This is a genomic window from Streptomyces sp. MB09-02B (assembly GCF_033794485.1).
Classification (GTDB): Bacteria; Actinomycetota; Actinomycetes; order Streptomycetales; family Streptomycetaceae; genus Streptomyces.
Window position 1 is genome coordinate 1 of record NZ_JARGEE010000075.1, and the last position, 15,398, is coordinate 15,398.

At 71.7% G+C, this 15,398-nt stretch carries 10 protein-coding genes; 3 read left to right on the top strand and 7 right to left on the bottom strand.

All coding sequences use genetic code 11. From position 1 onward, the window contains the following. Nucleotides 1–197: oligopeptide/dipeptide ABC transporter ATP-binding protein (locus tag P1P70_RS13685; RefSeq protein ID WP_319237106.1), on the top strand; the 197-nt coding region annotated here is incomplete at its 5' end. Then, nucleotides 194–892, top strand: a complete 699-nt coding sequence (locus P1P70_RS13690; protein ID WP_319237107.1) for a dipeptide/oligopeptide/nickel ABC transporter ATP-binding protein — start codon at nt 194–196, stop codon at nt 890–892. The genes P1P70_RS13685 and P1P70_RS13690, both read left to right, overlap by 4 nt. A 23-nt stretch (nt 893–915) precedes the next feature. Here P1P70_RS13690 and P1P70_RS13695 read toward each other — a convergent pair whose 3' ends face one another. The 7 genes from P1P70_RS13695 to P1P70_RS13725 all read right to left on the bottom strand — a co-directional run bounded on the left by P1P70_RS13695 (nt 916) and on the right by P1P70_RS13725 (nt 14,276). Further along, nucleotides 916–3,849, bottom strand: coding sequence for a helix-turn-helix transcriptional regulator (locus P1P70_RS13695; RefSeq protein WP_319237108.1), 2,934 nt, complete (start codon nt 3,847–3,849; stop codon nt 916–918). A gap of 313 nt (nt 3,850–4,162) precedes the next feature. Next, entirely contained in the window at nt 4,163–5,752 is a 1,590-nt protein-coding gene (gene serA, locus P1P70_RS13700) for a phosphoglycerate dehydrogenase (protein ID WP_319237109.1), read from the bottom strand. Between the two features lie 255 nt (nt 5,753–6,007). Next, nucleotides 6,008–7,009: a ketol-acid reductoisomerase gene (gene ilvC, locus P1P70_RS13705; RefSeq protein WP_319237110.1), complete on the bottom strand. Its 1,002-nt coding sequence runs from the start codon at nt 7,007–7,009 to the stop codon at nt 6,008–6,010. Between the two features lie 118 nt (nt 7,010–7,127). Next, complete coding sequence (gene ilvN, locus P1P70_RS13710; protein WP_319237111.1) at nt 7,128–7,655, bottom strand: acetolactate synthase small subunit; 528 nt, start codon at nt 7,653–7,655, stop codon at nt 7,128–7,130. 25 nt (nt 7,656–7,680) lie between these two features. Then, nucleotides 7,681–9,528 carry an acetolactate synthase large subunit gene (locus P1P70_RS13715; protein WP_319237112.1) on the bottom strand — a complete coding sequence of 616 codons (1,848 nt, stop codon included), beginning with the start codon at nt 9,526–9,528 and terminating at the stop codon, nt 7,681–7,683. 246 nt (nt 9,529–9,774) lie between these two features. Next, a complete protein-coding gene (locus P1P70_RS13720; protein WP_319237113.1) occupies nt 9,775–12,882 on the bottom strand; it encodes a putative bifunctional diguanylate cyclase/phosphodiesterase in 3,108 nt (1,035 codons plus the stop codon). Nucleotides 12,883–13,274: 392 nt separating this feature from the next. Next, entirely contained in the window at nt 13,275–14,276 is a 1,002-nt protein-coding gene (locus P1P70_RS13725) for a 2-hydroxyacid dehydrogenase (protein ID WP_319237114.1), read from the bottom strand. Between the two features lie 76 nt (nt 14,277–14,352). Between P1P70_RS13725 and P1P70_RS13730 the strand changes: the two genes are divergently transcribed. Then, nucleotides 14,353–15,351: an aldo/keto reductase gene (locus P1P70_RS13730; RefSeq protein ID WP_319237115.1), complete on the top strand. Its 999-nt coding sequence runs from the start codon at nt 14,353–14,355 to the stop codon at nt 15,349–15,351. The last annotated feature ends 47 nt before the right edge of the window (nt 15,352–15,398 follow it).

Consider the following 15,398-nt stretch of genomic DNA (forward strand, 5'->3'; position numbering starts at 1 on the left):
CCGTACCCGGCTCCCCGCCGACGCCCGAAGCCCTCCCGCCGGGCTGCGCCTTCGCGCCGCGCTGCCCCCTCGCCGAGGACCGCTGCCGCCGCGAGGAACCGCAGCCGTGGACGGCCGCCCCCGGCCATGAGGTCTCCTGCCACCGCTGGGACGAAGTCCCGCACCCCGCTACCGAGTTGTTCCTGGAGCGCGCGTGAACCCGAACGCCCCCCTGCTCGACGTGCGCGACCTGGTCGTCCGCTACGGGCAGGTCACGGCCGTCGACCGGGTGTCCTTCACGGTGGAGGCGGGCGAGACCCTGGCACTCAACGGCCCGTCCGGCTGCGGAAAGTCCTCCACGGTTGCCGCCGTGCTCCTCCTGCGCCGCCCGGACGACGGCGAGGTCCGCTTCGAGGGACGGGAGTTGACGTCGCTCACCGAGCGCGAGCTGCGCCCGCTCCGGCCCCGTATGCAGCCGGTCTTCCAGGATCCGTACGGCTCGCTCAGCCCGCGCCACCGCGTCCGGGAGGCGGTGGCGGAACCCCTGCGCGTCCAGGGCCGCTGGGACGCCACGGGCCCCGCCCGGGTCGCCGCGCTCCTGGACCGGGTGGGCCTGAACCCGGCCCTCGGCGACCGCTTCCCGCACGAGTTGTCCGGCGGTCAGTGCCAACGGGTCGGTATCGCGCGGGCGTTGGCGTCCGAGCCGCGTCTGCTGGTCCTCGACGAGCCGGTGTCCGCCCTGGACCCCTCCATCCGGGCCGGCGTCCTCAACCTGCTGGCCGACCTCCAGGACGAGCTGAACCTCGGGTACCTCTTCATCTGCCACGACCGCGCGGTCGTACGCCACTTCGCGAACCGCGCGGTCGAGATGCGCGCCGGAAGACTCGTACCGGCCCGGGCCACCGTGGCCTAGACGCTTCCACCCCGGCCCTACGATCAGGTCGGCGTGCCGGTCGTGATCAGCCCCTGCCGGTAGGCGATGGCCACCGCCTCCGTGCGGCTCGTCGCCCCCAGCTTGGCCAGGATGTTGGACACATGGACACTCGCCGTCTTCCCGGTGATGAACAGCTCCTCGCCGATCTGCCGGTTGGTCCGGCCGCGCGCGAGCAGCCGCAGGACATCGCCCTCCCGCGCCGTGAGCGCGGGCACGTCCCCTTCCCCCGGGGCCTCGCCCAACCGCCCCCGCCGGACCAGCGCGTCCAGGGCGGAGCGCAGCGGGACGGTGCCCAGCCGGTCGGCGGTCTCCCCCACCGCCCGGGCCTCGGCCGCCGCCTCCTCCCGCTCCCCCGCCGCCAGCAGGGCCTCCGCCAGCCGCAGCCGGCACCGCGCCCGCTCGTACGGATCACCGAACGCGAACGCGTCGACCACCGCGCGCCAGGCCTCCACATCGGGCCCGGTCCGTACGCGCGTCCACTCCGCCTCGGCCCGAGCCAGCCAGGCCAGCCCCTCCGGGCCCTGCCGGCCCCCGTCCTCCCCCTCGGCGGCGGTGATCCGCGCGGCCACCACCAGTTCCTCACCTGTGGCGGCCCAGCGCCGCACCGCCTCCTCGTCCCCGGCCGACCTCCGGTCCGCCACCGCGTCCGCGATCGCCCCGAGCGCGAGCGCGGCGAACCGGACGGTCGCGTCGGGCCGGACCCCCGCCTGCTCGGTGAGGACGGCGACACTCGTACGGAACTGCGCGACCACGGCCTCGGCATCGCGCCGCAGGACGGCCGCCTCCGTGAGGGTGATGCCCGCGACGAGGGCCGCCATGAAGTCGTACGGCCCCTCCAGGAGCGCCCGCGCCCGGTCGACGGCGCTCTCGTCGCCCCGGGCGAGGGCCACGTACAGGGCGGGACCCACCGCGTAGCCGGCGTCCGCGGGCAGCCGGTCGGCGTCGGCTGCCGAGCGGACGCACTCGTCCCAGCGGCCCAGCGTGTAGAGGCAGAGGGAGTGGAGGTACCGCATCTCCACCGGGTACGGGGAGGAGAGCAGGCCGGCGCGGCCCGCCCGGTCGAGCCCCTCGGAGAGCCAGGCGAGGCAGTCGTCGAGGTCGCCGGACTCGAAACAGCCGACGGCGAGGTTGAACAGGGCACGCATCTCCACCGGGACGTTGCCCGCGCGCCGGGCCAGCTCGCTGGCGTCACGCAGCCGTGCCCGGCCCTCCGGCGTACGCCGGTTGCGCCGGGGCTCCAGACCCACCACGGAGATGATCAGATCCGCCTGGGCGTCGACCAGTTCGAGCCGCTCGGCCACGCCCAGCGCCTCCCCCGCCACCCGCGCCGCCTCGTCGTCCTCCCCGACGTACCGCGCCGCCATCACATGCGTGGCCGCCGCCCACACCCAGGTACGGGACGGCGGCTCGGCGGGGATCATCGCCAGCGCCTCGCTGCTGTACCGGAACGCGGCCTCCAGATGGTCCACGCGCATCAGGTCACCGGCGAGCGTGTAGCGCACCCGGGCGGCCAGCTCGGAGTCCGCGTCCGGTCCCGCTCCGGCGAGCGCCGAGCGGGAGAGGGAGACGGCACGGTGGTTCTCCCCGGCCCGCGCGGCGGCGGCCGAGGCACGCAGGGTCAGGGTCACCGCGTCCAGGTCCCGGGGCCGGGCCCCGGCGTCCACGGACGACCACAGATCGAGCGCGCCCTCCAGCTGCCGCAGTTCCTCGGCGGGCGCCCCGATGCCGTGCGCGTGGTCGGCGGCCTCGACGGACGCCGCCAGCGCGTCGGCGAGGTCATGGCTCTCGCGCGAGTGGTGGGCGCGCTCGGCGCTCTCCCCCGCCCTCCCCCGGCGGGCCAGCAGCTTGGCGAACACCCCGTGCAGCCGGACCCGTTCGCCCGGCAGCAGATCCGCGTAGACGGCCTCCCGGGTGAGGGCGTGCCGGAACTCGTACGTCGATCCCTCGCCCGGCAGCAGCAGTTGCCGGCCGACCGCCTCGCGCAGCGCCGACTCCAGCTCGTCGTCGGGGAGTTGGACGGCGTCCCGCAGCAGTTCGTGCTCGACCCTGCGGCCCGCGACCGCCGCCGTGCGCAGCACCTGCTGGGCGGCGCCGGGCAGTTGCTCGATCCGGATCAGCAGGACGTCGGCCAGCCCGCTGGGCAGCACCGCGCCGGGCTCGTCCGCCGTCGCGGCCAGCAGCTCCTCCGCGTAGAACGCGTTGCCCTCCGCCCGCTCGACGATCCGGCCCACGGTGGCCTCGGGCAGCGGCTCGGTACGCAGCGAGCGCACCAGCCGGGCCATCTCCGTGTCGGGCATCGGCCTCAGCTCCAGCCGTTCCACGGCGGGCAGCCGCACCAGCTCGGCCAGCAGCGGGCGCAGTGGGTGGCGCCGGTGCAGATCGTCCGCGCGGTACGAGGCGAAGACGGCGAGCCGGTGGGCCGGGGCACCGGGGGTGGGCCGCTGGAGCACGGCCCGGCTGAGCAGGAAACGCAGCAGGTCCCGCGAGGACTGGTCGGCCCAGTGCAGGTCCTCCAGCACGAGCAGGACGGGCGTCGAGCCGGCGAGGTCCGTCAGCAGCGCCGCGATGCCCTCGAAGAGCTGCAGCCGGTCACCACCGTCCGCTCCGCCGCCGAGGAGGCGTCCGGTCGCCGGGTGCGCCTGCAGGAGCGGCGCGAACCGCTCGTCCGCGGCGAGGGCACCGAGGATCTCGGTGAACGGCAGATAGGGCAGACCGACGTCGCCGAGATCGACACAGTGGCCGGTGAAGACGACGGTGCCGTTGCGCGCCGCGTACGCCGCGGCCTCCGCCAGGGTCCGGCTCTTCCCGACCCCCGCGTCCCCCGCGACCAGCACGGCCCGGGGCTCCCCGCCACCGGCCCGGTCCAACACGTCCCGCAGCCGGGCCATCTCGGTGTCCCGCCCGACGAACGGCGCGTGAACGATGCTCTGAGCCACGCCGCCATCCTGACACGCCCGGGGACGCGTCCCGGGGTGCGGTTCGTTGTCGGGTGCGGCCCGGTGGGGGCTTCTCGCGCAGTTCCCCGCACCCCTGAAAGACACAGGCCCCTGCGGGCCTGAAAAGCAGGGGCTGCGCCCCGTGCTTTTCAGGGGCGCGGGGAACTGCGCGACCAGCCCCCACCGGACGGACGCCTGGGGGTCAAAGGGGCGCAGCCCCTTCAGGATGGGACGGGTAGAGGCGGCGGGGGCGCAAAAGGCGGGGCCGGTCACCCACAGGTGACCAGACCCCGCCTCCCACGAAACAGCAACCTCAGACCAGGTTGACCGACCGCGCCGACGTCGCCCCGATCTCCTCCGCGACCTCCGCCAGCACCGCCGGCGGAACCGTGTCGTCCACCGTCAGCACCGCCAGCGCCTCGCCCCCCGCCGTGGAACGCGCGACCTGCATCCCGGCGATGTTGATACCGGCCTCACCGAAGACACGCCCCACCGTGCCGACGACACCGGGCCGGTCGACGTAGTTGAGGACGACCATGTGGTCGGCGAGCGCGAGGTCCACGTCGTACTCACCGACCGCGACGATCTTCTGGTGGTGCTTCGGCCCGGCCAGCGTCCCGGACACCGACACCTCCTCGCCGCTGCCGAGCGTCCCGCGCACGGTGACGACATTGCGGTGGTCCGGCGACTCGGACGAGGTCGTCAGCCGCACCTCGACGCCGCGCTCCTGCGCGAACAGCGGAGCGTTGACGTACGACACCGTCTCGTCGACGACGTCCTCGAAGACACCCTTGAGCGCGGACAGCTCCAGCACCTTCACGTCGTGCTGGGTGATCTCGCCGTACACCTCGACGTCGAGGCGGACCGCGACCTCACCGGCGAGCGCGGTGAAGATCCGGCCGAGCCGCTCGGCGAGCGGCAGACCCGGCTTGACGTCCTCGGCGATGACACCGCCCTGGACGTTCACCGCGTCCGGGACCAGCTCACCGGCGAGGGCGAGCCGCACGGACCGCGCCACCGCGATGCCGGCCTTCTCCTGCGCCTCGTCGGTGGAGGCACCGAGGTGCGGGGTGCAGACGACCTCGTCCAGCTCGAACAGCGGCGAGTCGGTGCAGGGCTCCTTGGCGTACACATCGAGGCCCGCGCCGGCGACGCGGCCCTCCTTGAGCGCCGAGTACAGCGCGGCCTCGTCGACGATCCCGCCGCGCGCGGCGTTGACGATGCGCACCGAGGGCTTGACCTTCTGCAGCGCCTCGGCGCCGATCAGGCCGACCGTCTCGGGGGTCTTCGGCAGGTGGACGGTGATGAAGTCGGAGACCTCGAGCAGCTCGTCCAGCGACAGGACCTTGACGCCCATCTGCGCGGCGCGCGCGGGCTGCACGTAGGGGTCGTAGGCGACGACCTTCATGCCGAAGGCGGACATGCGCTGGGCCACCAGGGCGCCGATGCGGCCGAGGCCGACGACACCGAGGGTCTTCTCGGCCAGCTCCACGCCCGTGTACTTGCTGCGCTTCCACTCGCCGTTCTTCAGCGCCGTGTTCGCCTGCGGGATGTGGCGGGCGGTGGCGAGGAGCAGACCGCAGGCCAGCTCGGCGGCGGTCACGATGTTCGAGGTGGGGGCGTTGACGACCATCACGCCGGCCTTGGTGGCGGCGGAGACGTCCACGTTGTCCAGGCCGACGCCGGCGCGCGCGACGACCTTCAGCTTCTTCGCGGCGGCGATCGCCTCGGCATCGACCTTGGTGGCCGAGCGGATCAGGATCGCGTCGACGTCGGCGATGGCCGGGAGCAGTTCGGCTCGGTCCGCTCCGTTGACGTTCCGGATCTCGAAGTCCGGGCCCAGCGCGTCGACGGTGGCGGGCGACAGCTCTTCAGCGATCAGTACGACTGGTTTCGAGCTCACGTGAGTCCTCACAAGTCCAGTGCTGCGGACGGCCGTCCCGACGGCCGCAGGCGGTGGAGGGGAGTGACACCCGGAATTCCCCGGTGTCGCTTGGCCGCGTGGAAGACGCACGACGCTGTGGGCCTGACGCGTATGTAGTGCAGCAGTGTAGTGGCGCCGGGGGCGTCGTCCCACGCCACCGCGGAAAGGTCACCCGGACGTGCGGACGAGGCCGGTCGCGGCACCGGGTGACCCCGCCGCGACCGGCCCCGCGGATCACGCCTCTTCGTCGTTGACCCAGCTCATGAGCTTGCGCAGCTCCTTGCCCGTGGTCTCCAGCAGGTGCTCGGAGTCCTGGGTCTTGTACTCGTTGTACTTCTTCAGACCGCCGTGGTACTCGTCCATCCACTGCTGGGCGAAGGTGCCGTCCTGGATCTCGGCGAGGATCTTCTTCATCTCGGCCTTGGTGGCGTCTGTGATGATGCGGGGGCCGGTGACGTAGTCGCCCCACTCGGCGGTCTCGGAGATCGACCAGCGCATCTTCTCCAGGCCGCCCTCGTACATGAGGTCGACGATCAGCTTCAGCTCGTGCAGGCACTCGAAGTACGCGATCTCCGGCTGGTAACCGGCCTCGGTCAGCGTCTCGAAGCCCGCCTTCACCAGCGCGGCCGTACCACCGCAGAGAACCGCCTGCTCACCGAAGAGGTCGGTCTCGGTCTCCTCGGTGAAGGTGGTCTTGATGACGCCGGCGCGGGTGCCGCCGATGCCCTTGGCGTACGACAGGGCCAGCGCGAAGGCGTTGCCCGTGGCGTCCTGTTCGACGGCGGCGATACACGGAACGCCGCGGCCCTCCTCGTACTGGCGGCGGACCAGGTGGCCGGGGCCCTTGGGGGCGACCATGCAGACGTCGACGCCGGCCGGGGGCTTGATGAAGCCGAAGCGGATGTTCAGGCCGTGACCGAAGAACAGCGCGTCACCGTCGTTCAGGTTGTCCTTGATGTGGTCCTCGTAGACCTGGGCCTGGATCGGGTCCGGCACGAGGATCATGATGACGTCGGCCTCGGCGGCGGCCTCCGACGGAGTCACCACACGCAGGCCCTGCTCCTCGGCCTTCGCCTTGGACTTGGAGCCCTCGTGCAGACCGACGCGGACGTCCGCGCCCGAGTCGCGCAGGGACAGCGCGTGGGCGTGGCCCTGGCTGCCGTAACCGATGACCGCGACCTTGCGGCCCTGGATGATGGACAGGTCGGCGTCGGCGTCGTAGAACAGCTCGGCCACTTTGGGTTCTCTCCTTGAGTGCAGGTGTTGCGTCCCACCGTATGACGGCGGGCGGAATGAAGGTCTGCGGGTCTCGGCATACGGGCGGCCGCGGGTCGTCGGCCGCCCGTATCGTGCGTCAGGCCGATCGGTCCAGGGCGCGCAGCGAGCGGTCCGTGATCGAACGGGCACCGCGGCCGATCGCGATCGTGCCGGACTGGACCAGCTCCTTGATGCCGAACGGCTCCAGCATCTTGAGCATGGCGGTCAGCTTGTCGCTGGACCCGGTGGCCTCGATGGTGACGGCCTCCGGGGAGACGTCGACGGTCTTGGCGCGGAACAGCTGGACGATCTCGACGATCTGGGAGCGCGTCTCGTTGTCGGCGCGCACCTTCACCAGAACGAGTTCCCGCTGAACGGCCGAGCCCGGCTCCAGTTCGACGATCTTCAGGACGTTGACGAGCTTGTTGAGCTGCTTCGTCACCTGCTCCAGCGGCAGTTCGTCGACCACCGTCACCACGATGGTGATCCGGGAGATCTCGGGGTGCTCGGTGACACCGACCGCGAGCGAGTCGATGTTGAAGCCGCGGCGGGAGAACAGGGCGGCGATCCGGGCCAGGATGCCGGGGGTGTTCTCCACCAGGACGGAGAGCGTGTGCTTGGACATGGTCGGGTTCCTTTACCTACGGCTCTCAGTCGTCTTCGTTGTCGCCGAAGTCGGGGCGGACGTCCCGGGCGGCCATGATCGTGTCGTTGGAGGTGCCGGCGGCGACCATCGGCCACACCATCGCGTCCTCGTGCACGACGAAGTCGATGACGACCGGACGGTCGTTGATCGAGTTCGCCTCCTCGATGACCTTGTCGAGGTCGTCCGGGGACTCGCACCGGATGGCGTAGCAGCCCATGGCCTCCGACAGCTTGACGAAGTCGGGGACGCGGGTGCCGCGGGCGTTGGGGTTCACGTCGTCCGGGCCGCTGTGCAGGACGGTGTTGGAGTAGCGCTGGTTGTAGAACAGCGTCTGCCACTGGCGGACCATGCCGAGGGCGCCGTTGTTGATGATGGCGACCTTGATCGGGATGTTGTTCAGGGCGCAGGTGGTCAGTTCCTGGTTGGTCATCTGGAAGCAGCCGTCGCCGTCGATCGCCCAGACGGGCCGGTCCGGGGCTCCGGCCTTGGCGCCCATGGCGGCCGGCACTGCGTACCCCATCGTTCCGGCGCCGCCGGAGTTCAGCCAGGTGGCGGGCTTCTCGTACTGGATGAAGTGGGCGGCCCACATCTGGTGCTGGCCGACGCCCGCCGTGAAGATCGTGCCCTCGGGGGCGAGCTGACCGATGCGCTCGATGACCGCCTGCGGGGAGAGCGAGCCGTCGGCCGGCTGGTCGTAGCCGAGGGGGTAGGTCTCGCGCCAGCGGTTGAGGTCCTTCCACCAGGCGCTGTAGTCGCCCTGTCCGCCCTCGCTGTGCTCCTTCTGCACCGCCTGGACCAGGTCGGCGATGACCTCGCGGGCGTCACCCACGATCGGCACGTCGGCGGCGCGGTTCTTGCCGATCTCCGCCGGGTCGATGTCCGCGTGGACGATCTTGGCGAAGGGTGCGAAGCTGTCCAGCTTGCCGGTGACCCGGTCGTCGAAGCGCGCGCCGAGGGCGACGATCAGGTCGGCCTTCTGCAGGCCGGTGACGGCGGCCACCGAGCCGTGCATGCCGGGCATGCCCAGGTGCTGGGGGTGGCTGTCGGGGAACGCGCCGAGCGCCATCAGGGTGGTGGTGACGGGCGCGCCGGTCAGCTCGGCCAGCACCTTCAGCTCGGCCGTGGCCCGCGCCTTGAGGACACCGCCGCCGACGTACAGCACGGGCCGCTTTGCGGCGGTGATCAGCTTGGCGGCCTCGCGGATCTGCTTGGCGTGCGGCTTGGTGACGGGCCGGTAGCCGGGCAGGTCCATGGCGGGCGGCCAGGAGAAGGTGGTCTTCGCCTGGAGGACGTCCTTGGGGATGTCGACCAGGACCGGTCCCGGGCGGCCGGTGGAGGCGATGTGGAACGCCTGCGCGATCGCCCGGGGGATGTCCTCCGCCTTGGTCACCAGGAAGCTGTGCTTGGTGATCGGCATGGTGATGCCGACGATGTCCGCCTCCTGGAAGGCGTCCGTGCCGATCGCCTTGACCGCGACCTGTCCGGTGATCGCGACCAGCGGCACGGAGTCCATGTGCGCGTCGGCGATCGGGGTGACCAGGTTGGTGGCGCCCGGCCCGGATGTCGCCATGCACACTCCGACCTTGCCGGTGGCCTGCGCGTAACCGGTGGCCGCGTGGCCGGCGCCCTGCTCGTGGCGGACCAGCACGTGGCGCACCCGCTGGGAGTCCATCATCGGGTCATAGGCCGGGAGGATGGTGCCGCCGGGAATGCCGAACACCGTGTCGGCCCCGACCTCCTCGAGAGAGCGGATGAGGGACTGCGCACCCGTGACGTGCTCGACGGGGGTGGTCGGTCCTCCGGATCGGGGCCGCGGCTGCGGATGGTGGGCCCCGGTGGCCTGCTCGGTCATCGGCATTCTCTTCTCGATGCTGAGGGTGTTTTGCGAGGTTCGTGCGGTGTGCGGCTAACGCCGACTGGTGCCCGTGCAACAAAAAACCCCTCCTTGCCACGAGGCAAGCGAGGGGAGCGCGCCGGGAACGGTCGCTGGGGATTCCGGAACGTGGTCCGGTGGGTCCCAGCTTCAGCCGACGCGCTTTCCAAGTACGAGGATTCGGGTGCGCATGGCACTGACCCTCCCCCTCGCGCGCACCGCGTGTCAAGCGGGTGGGACGGGAGTCTCATTATGTGAGCGATGGGCACTTCCGCCTCCGTAGACAGCGGGTACACCACCTGTGTACACCCCTGCGGCCCGCCATGCCCGCTCACCCCCGACACGTCCCTCGGGCTCTCTCGCGCCACCCGCGAACGCCGGTTCCGCGGACCCTCCGGGCACCGGATAGTGCCCGAGGGACAGGGCCCGGCGGAGCCGGTACTCGTCCAGCGGTCCGGAGAAGGCCGCGCCCTGCCCGTGGGTGCAGCCCATCGCGCGCAGGACGACCACCTGCTCGGGCAGGTCCACGCCGTCGGCGACGGACTGGAGCCCCAGGTCGTCGGCGATGCGCAGCAACCCCCGGGTGATCTTGTGCAGTCGGGTGGACTCCACGATGCCCTCGACGAGGCTCCGGTCCAGCTTCAGTACGTCGACGGGGAGCCGGCGCAGCGCCGTGATGGCCGCGTGACCACTGCCGAGGCCGTCCAGGGCGATCCGGACCCCGAGTCGCCGCAGATGGTGCAGGCGGCGCTCCAGCTCGTCGAGCGGGCACTTCAACTCGGTGTCGGAGAGCTCGACCACCAGGGAGCCGGAGGGCAGTCCGTGACGGGTCAGAAGCGCCTCGACCGAGCCCGGCGGCAGTGAGCGGTCCAGCAGACGCCGGGCGCTCATCCGGACGGAGACCGGTACGTTCAGGCCGTTGCTGAGACGGTCGGCGGCCTGCTCGACGGCCTGCTCCAGCATCCAGCGGCCCAGTTCGGCGGTCTTGTCGCTGTCCTCGGAGACCCGCAGGAACTCGGCGGGCGTGAACAACACCCCCTGGGACGAGCGCCAGCGGGCCGCCGTGGCGACCGACGAGATCCGGCCGGTCTCCAGCTCCACCACGGGCTGGTTCAGCAGCATGAACTCGCCGTCGTGCAGCGCGGCCCGCAGCCGGGTGGCCAGCTCGGCCTTGCGTACGACGTCCTGCTGCATCTGTGGCTTGTACAGCTCGACGCGCCCCTTGCCGGACGCCTTGGCGCGGTACATGGCGAGGTCGGCGTTGCGCAGCAGCTCACCCGCGCCGAGGCCGGGCTCGGCGAAGGAGACCCCGATGGAGGCGGCCACCCGGACGTCGTTGCCGTCGATGGTGTACGGCTGCGAGAGGGCGACCCTGAGGCGGTCGGCGAGCTCCACGATGTGCTGCTCCCGGGCGGCGCGGTCGCGGGAACCGTCGCCGACGATCAGGGCCGCGAACTCGTCGCCCCCGAGGCGGGAGGCGGTGTCCCCCTGCCGGACGGCGTCCTGGAGTCTGCGGGCGGCCTGGACGAGCAGTTCGTCCCCGGCCTGGTGCCCGATGGTGTCGTTGACGGCCTTGAAGCCGTCGAGGTCGATGAAGAGGACCGCCGTGTTGCGCAGGGCGGCACCCCGGTCGGAGGAGCGGCGGCCGGAGAGCGCCTGCTGGACACGCTTGGTGAACAGGGCGCGGTTGGGCAGGTCGGTGAGCGGGTCGTGCTCGGCGTTGTGCTGCAGCTGGGCCTGCAGGCGCACTCTTTCGGTCACGTCCCGGCTGTTGAAGATAAGGCCGCCGTGGTGGCGGTTGACCGTGGACTCCACGTTCAGCCAGCCTCCGCCGTCGCCGGCCCTGAAACGGCACTCGATGCGGGTGGTGGGCTCCTCGGCGGGGCTTGCTGCGAGGAAGCGGCGCACCTCGTGGACCACGCAGCCGAGGTCCTCGGGGTGGATGATCGAGGCCAGCTCCTTGCCCACGAGGTCCTCCGCGGGACGTCCGTAGACCCCGGCGGCGGCCGGGCTGACGTAGCGGAGGATGCCGTTCGGTGCGGCGATCATGATGACGTCGCTGGAGCCCTGGACCAGGGAGCGGAAGTGGTTCTCCTTGTGGGCCAGTTCCTGGGTGAGGGTGATGTTGTCCAGGAGCATGATGCCCTGGCGGACGACGAGGGCGAGCACGACGGTGCAGGCGGTGATGAGCACCACGCGGTCGACGCTGCGGCCGTTGAGGACGTTGTAGAGGATGCCCAGGGTGCAGACGGCCGCGGCCAGGTACGGAGTGAGCGCGGCCAGGGATCCGGCGATGGGGCGGTTGGCCGGATACCGACTGTGACCTCCTCCCTGGAGGAGCACATGGACGTGCCCTCCCTGAGGAGTGTCGTGGCGGTGGCCGGGGTGCACCTCGTGGCGGTGGGTCGCCCGCATGTCGGGCCGCTGGCCGGGGATGTGTTCGTGCACCACGCGCCCGTGCCCGCCCTCGTCCGCCTGTCCGCCTCGCTGACCGGCCCAGGGGGCGTAGGCGAGGAGCAGGGAGCCCGCGAACCAGCCGGCGTCCAGGAGCTGACCGGACTGGTAGCTGGTGTGCAGCAGGGGCGAGGTGAACAGGGCGTCGCACATCACGGTGAGCGCGAGGGCGCCGATCGCCGTGTTGACCGCGGAGCGGTGCATCGAGGACCGGCGGAAGTGCAGCGCGAGCACCATGCTGACCAGCGCGATGTCGAGCAGCGGGTAGGCCAGCGAGAGCGCGGTGTGCGCGGTGTTGGAGTCCTCCAGCTGGGCGTTCTGGGCGAGCGCGAGGCTCCAGGAGAGGGTGACCAGGGAACCGCCGATGAGCCAGGAGTCCAGGGCGAGGCAGACCCAGCCGGCCTTGGTCACGGGCCTCTTGGCCAGCACCAGCAGGCCGACGATGGCGGGTGGCGCGAAGCAGAGGAAGAACAGGTCGGCGTAGCTCGGCTCGGGGACGGGCCGCTCCAGGACGACCTCGTACCAGCCCCAGACGCCGTTGCCCAGGGCCGCCATGGCGGAGGAGAGGGCGAACAGCAGCCAGGCGGGTCGAAAGCGGCTGCGGCGGCTGCGCGCGTAGCGGAAGCAGGAGACGGCCGCGGCCGCCGCGGCGGCGCTGAGCCCGAAGTCGCCCATGAAGAGGGCGACTTGCTCGTTGCCCCAGCCGAACGCGGCGCCGACGGCGTAGGCCGCGCAGAGCAGGGCGAGGACGAGCTGGGCCCGTAGGCTCCCCCCGCCGCGGCCGGACGCCTGCCCGCCGGGCGACTGCGGCCCGGACGACGGCTTGGCGGCCCGGAGCGTGGGGTCCAGCGTGGAGGCGGAGGACGGGCGGGTGCTCACGGGGTCTCCCCGGTGAGCGCCGCTCCCGTGTCCCGCCGGTCCCGCTGCGTCGGGTGGGTGTGCTTTCTGCGGCTGCTGTGCCTGCGGTACTGACCGTGACCGCCGCGGCCGCCGTGGCTCCCGTGCGGGTGCCTCCGCGTCGCAGCTCGCCAGGGTCGCCGTCGTCGGCTCCGCCGCGTCGGATCGTTCGTCCATAGGCCGTGCATCGCCCGTCGCCCCCCTCGCTGTCTCAAGTCCGTCCCCGGCGCCGAACGGTGCGCGGCGCAGCCCCTGTCGGGGACGATACACCAGTCTCGTCACTCAGGGACATAGTGTCTCTACGCTCAGTGACCATCTGCGGCAACACGAGCACGTTCCGCTTCCGAAGGAATGCGGAGGGTGCCCGAAGTGGATTACGCGTCGTCCGTCTCGCCTGTCGTAAGGACCACGTTGCGCAGTGGCTGCCGGTTCACGAAACGCCCCAACTGGTCCACCAACAGCCTTTTCGCACGCGGCAGGAAAGCCGACGTGGGGCCGCCGACGTGAGGGCTGATGAGCACCCCGGGGGCGTGCCAGAGCGGGTGCCCCGGCGGCAGCGGCTCGGGGTCGGTGACGTCGAGCGCCGCGGTGATGCGGCCGTTGTCCAGTTCCGCCAGCAGTGCCTTGGTGTCGACGACGCCTCCGCGGGCAACATTCACCAGGAGGGCCCCGTTCTTCATATGGGCCAGGAAATCGGCGTTGACCAGGCCTTTCGTCTGTTCCGTGAGAGGCGTGGACAGGATCACGACATCCGCCTGCGGAAGCAGGGAGGGCAGTTCGGTGAACGAATGCACCGGTCCGCGCGCCGTGGTGCGCTCAGAGCGCGCGACGCGCGCCACCCGCGCCACCTCGAAGGGTACGAGCCGGTCCTCGATGGCGGCGCCGATCGCGCCGTAACCGACGATCAGCACGGTCTTGTCGGCGAGCGCGGGGCGGAAGTCGCCCGCCCAGCGCTCCTGTTGCTGGGCCCGGACGAAGTCGGGTACTCCGCGCAGCGAGGCGAGGGTCAGGGTGAGCGCGAGTTCGGCCGTGCTGGCCTCGTGCACTCCGCGGGCGTTGCACAGCTGGACACCGGGAGCGACCACCGACAGCCGCGCCGTGATGTCGTCGACCCCCGCCGTGAGCGTCTGGACGACCCGCAGGTTCCGCATGGATGCCAGCGGGTTGCCCGCCACCGCCCGGCGCTTCATGTAGGGGACGACGTACAGGACACAGTCGGCGGGGTCGCCCGGATAGGGCTGCGTGCCGTCCTCGCCCCCGTCCCAGAAGAGGTAGTTGGGGCCCTGCGGGAGCCCCTCGATCTCGTCCGGCGGGATGGAGAGCCACACGTCGGCGGTCACGTCCGGGAGCGGTTGGGCAGTCGCGTCAGCAGTCATGCTCCGGAGGCTATGTCAGGTACCCGTTACGGCAGAGGTTAGGTTGGGGGTTCGGGAGAGGGAGGGTCACGACCAGGTGGAGCGCAGGACGATCGGCGCGGCGACGCTCGAGGTGGGGGCCGTAGGACTCGGGTGCATGCCGATGAGCTGGGCGTACACCGGGTCACGGCAGCGGGGCGACGAGTCGATGCGGACGGTGCACCGCGCCCTCGACCTCGGCACCACCCTGCTGGACACGGCCGACATGTACGGCCCCTTCACCAATGAGCTGCTGGTGGGCCGGGTGCTGAAGGAGCGCCGCGCGGAGGCCTTCGTCTCCACCAAGGTGGGCCTTCTGGTGGGCGAGCAGCACATCGTGGCCAACGGTCGCCCCGGTTATGTGAAGCGTGCCTGCGACGCCTCGCTGCGCCGGCTCCAGACCGATGTCATCGACCTCTACCAGCTCCACCGCGCGGACCCCGAGGTGCCCGTGGAGGAGACGTGGGGCGCGATGGCGGAACTCGTCCAGGCCGGGAAGGTGCGGGCGTTGGGCCTGTGCGCGGTGGGCGCGCGGGCGGGCCGCCGGCCGGGAGCGGGTGTGCACGACACCACGCTCCGCCAGCTCCAGCGGGTCCAGCAGATCTTCCCGGTGAGCGCGGTGCAGGCGGAGTTGTCGGTCTGGTCGCGGGAGGCCCTGGACGCCCTTCTCCCCTGGTGCGTGGCCCGCGGTATCGGCTTTCTCGCCGCCATGCCTCTGGGGAACGGTTTCCTCACCGGCACCCTGACCCCCGGCGGGGGCTTCGAGCGGGACGACCTCCGTGCCCGCCACCCCCGCTTCACCGCCGAGATGATGGCGGCCAACCAGCCCCTCGTCGCCGGCCTGCGCCGGGTCGCGGCCCGCCACGGGGCGACGGTGACCCCGGCCCAGGTCGCCCTCGCCTGGATCCTGTCCCTCGGCCCCCACGTCGTCCCGGTGCCGGGCACGAAGCAGGCACGGTGGGTGACGGAGAACGCGGCGGCCCACGCCCTGCGGCTGACGCCGGAGGACCTGGCCGAGGTGGCGGGGCTTCCGCCCGCGCGGGGATCCTGGGACTGAGGGATCGCGGCACTGAGGGACGTATGCCTGGGGGAGCGACCGGCTTC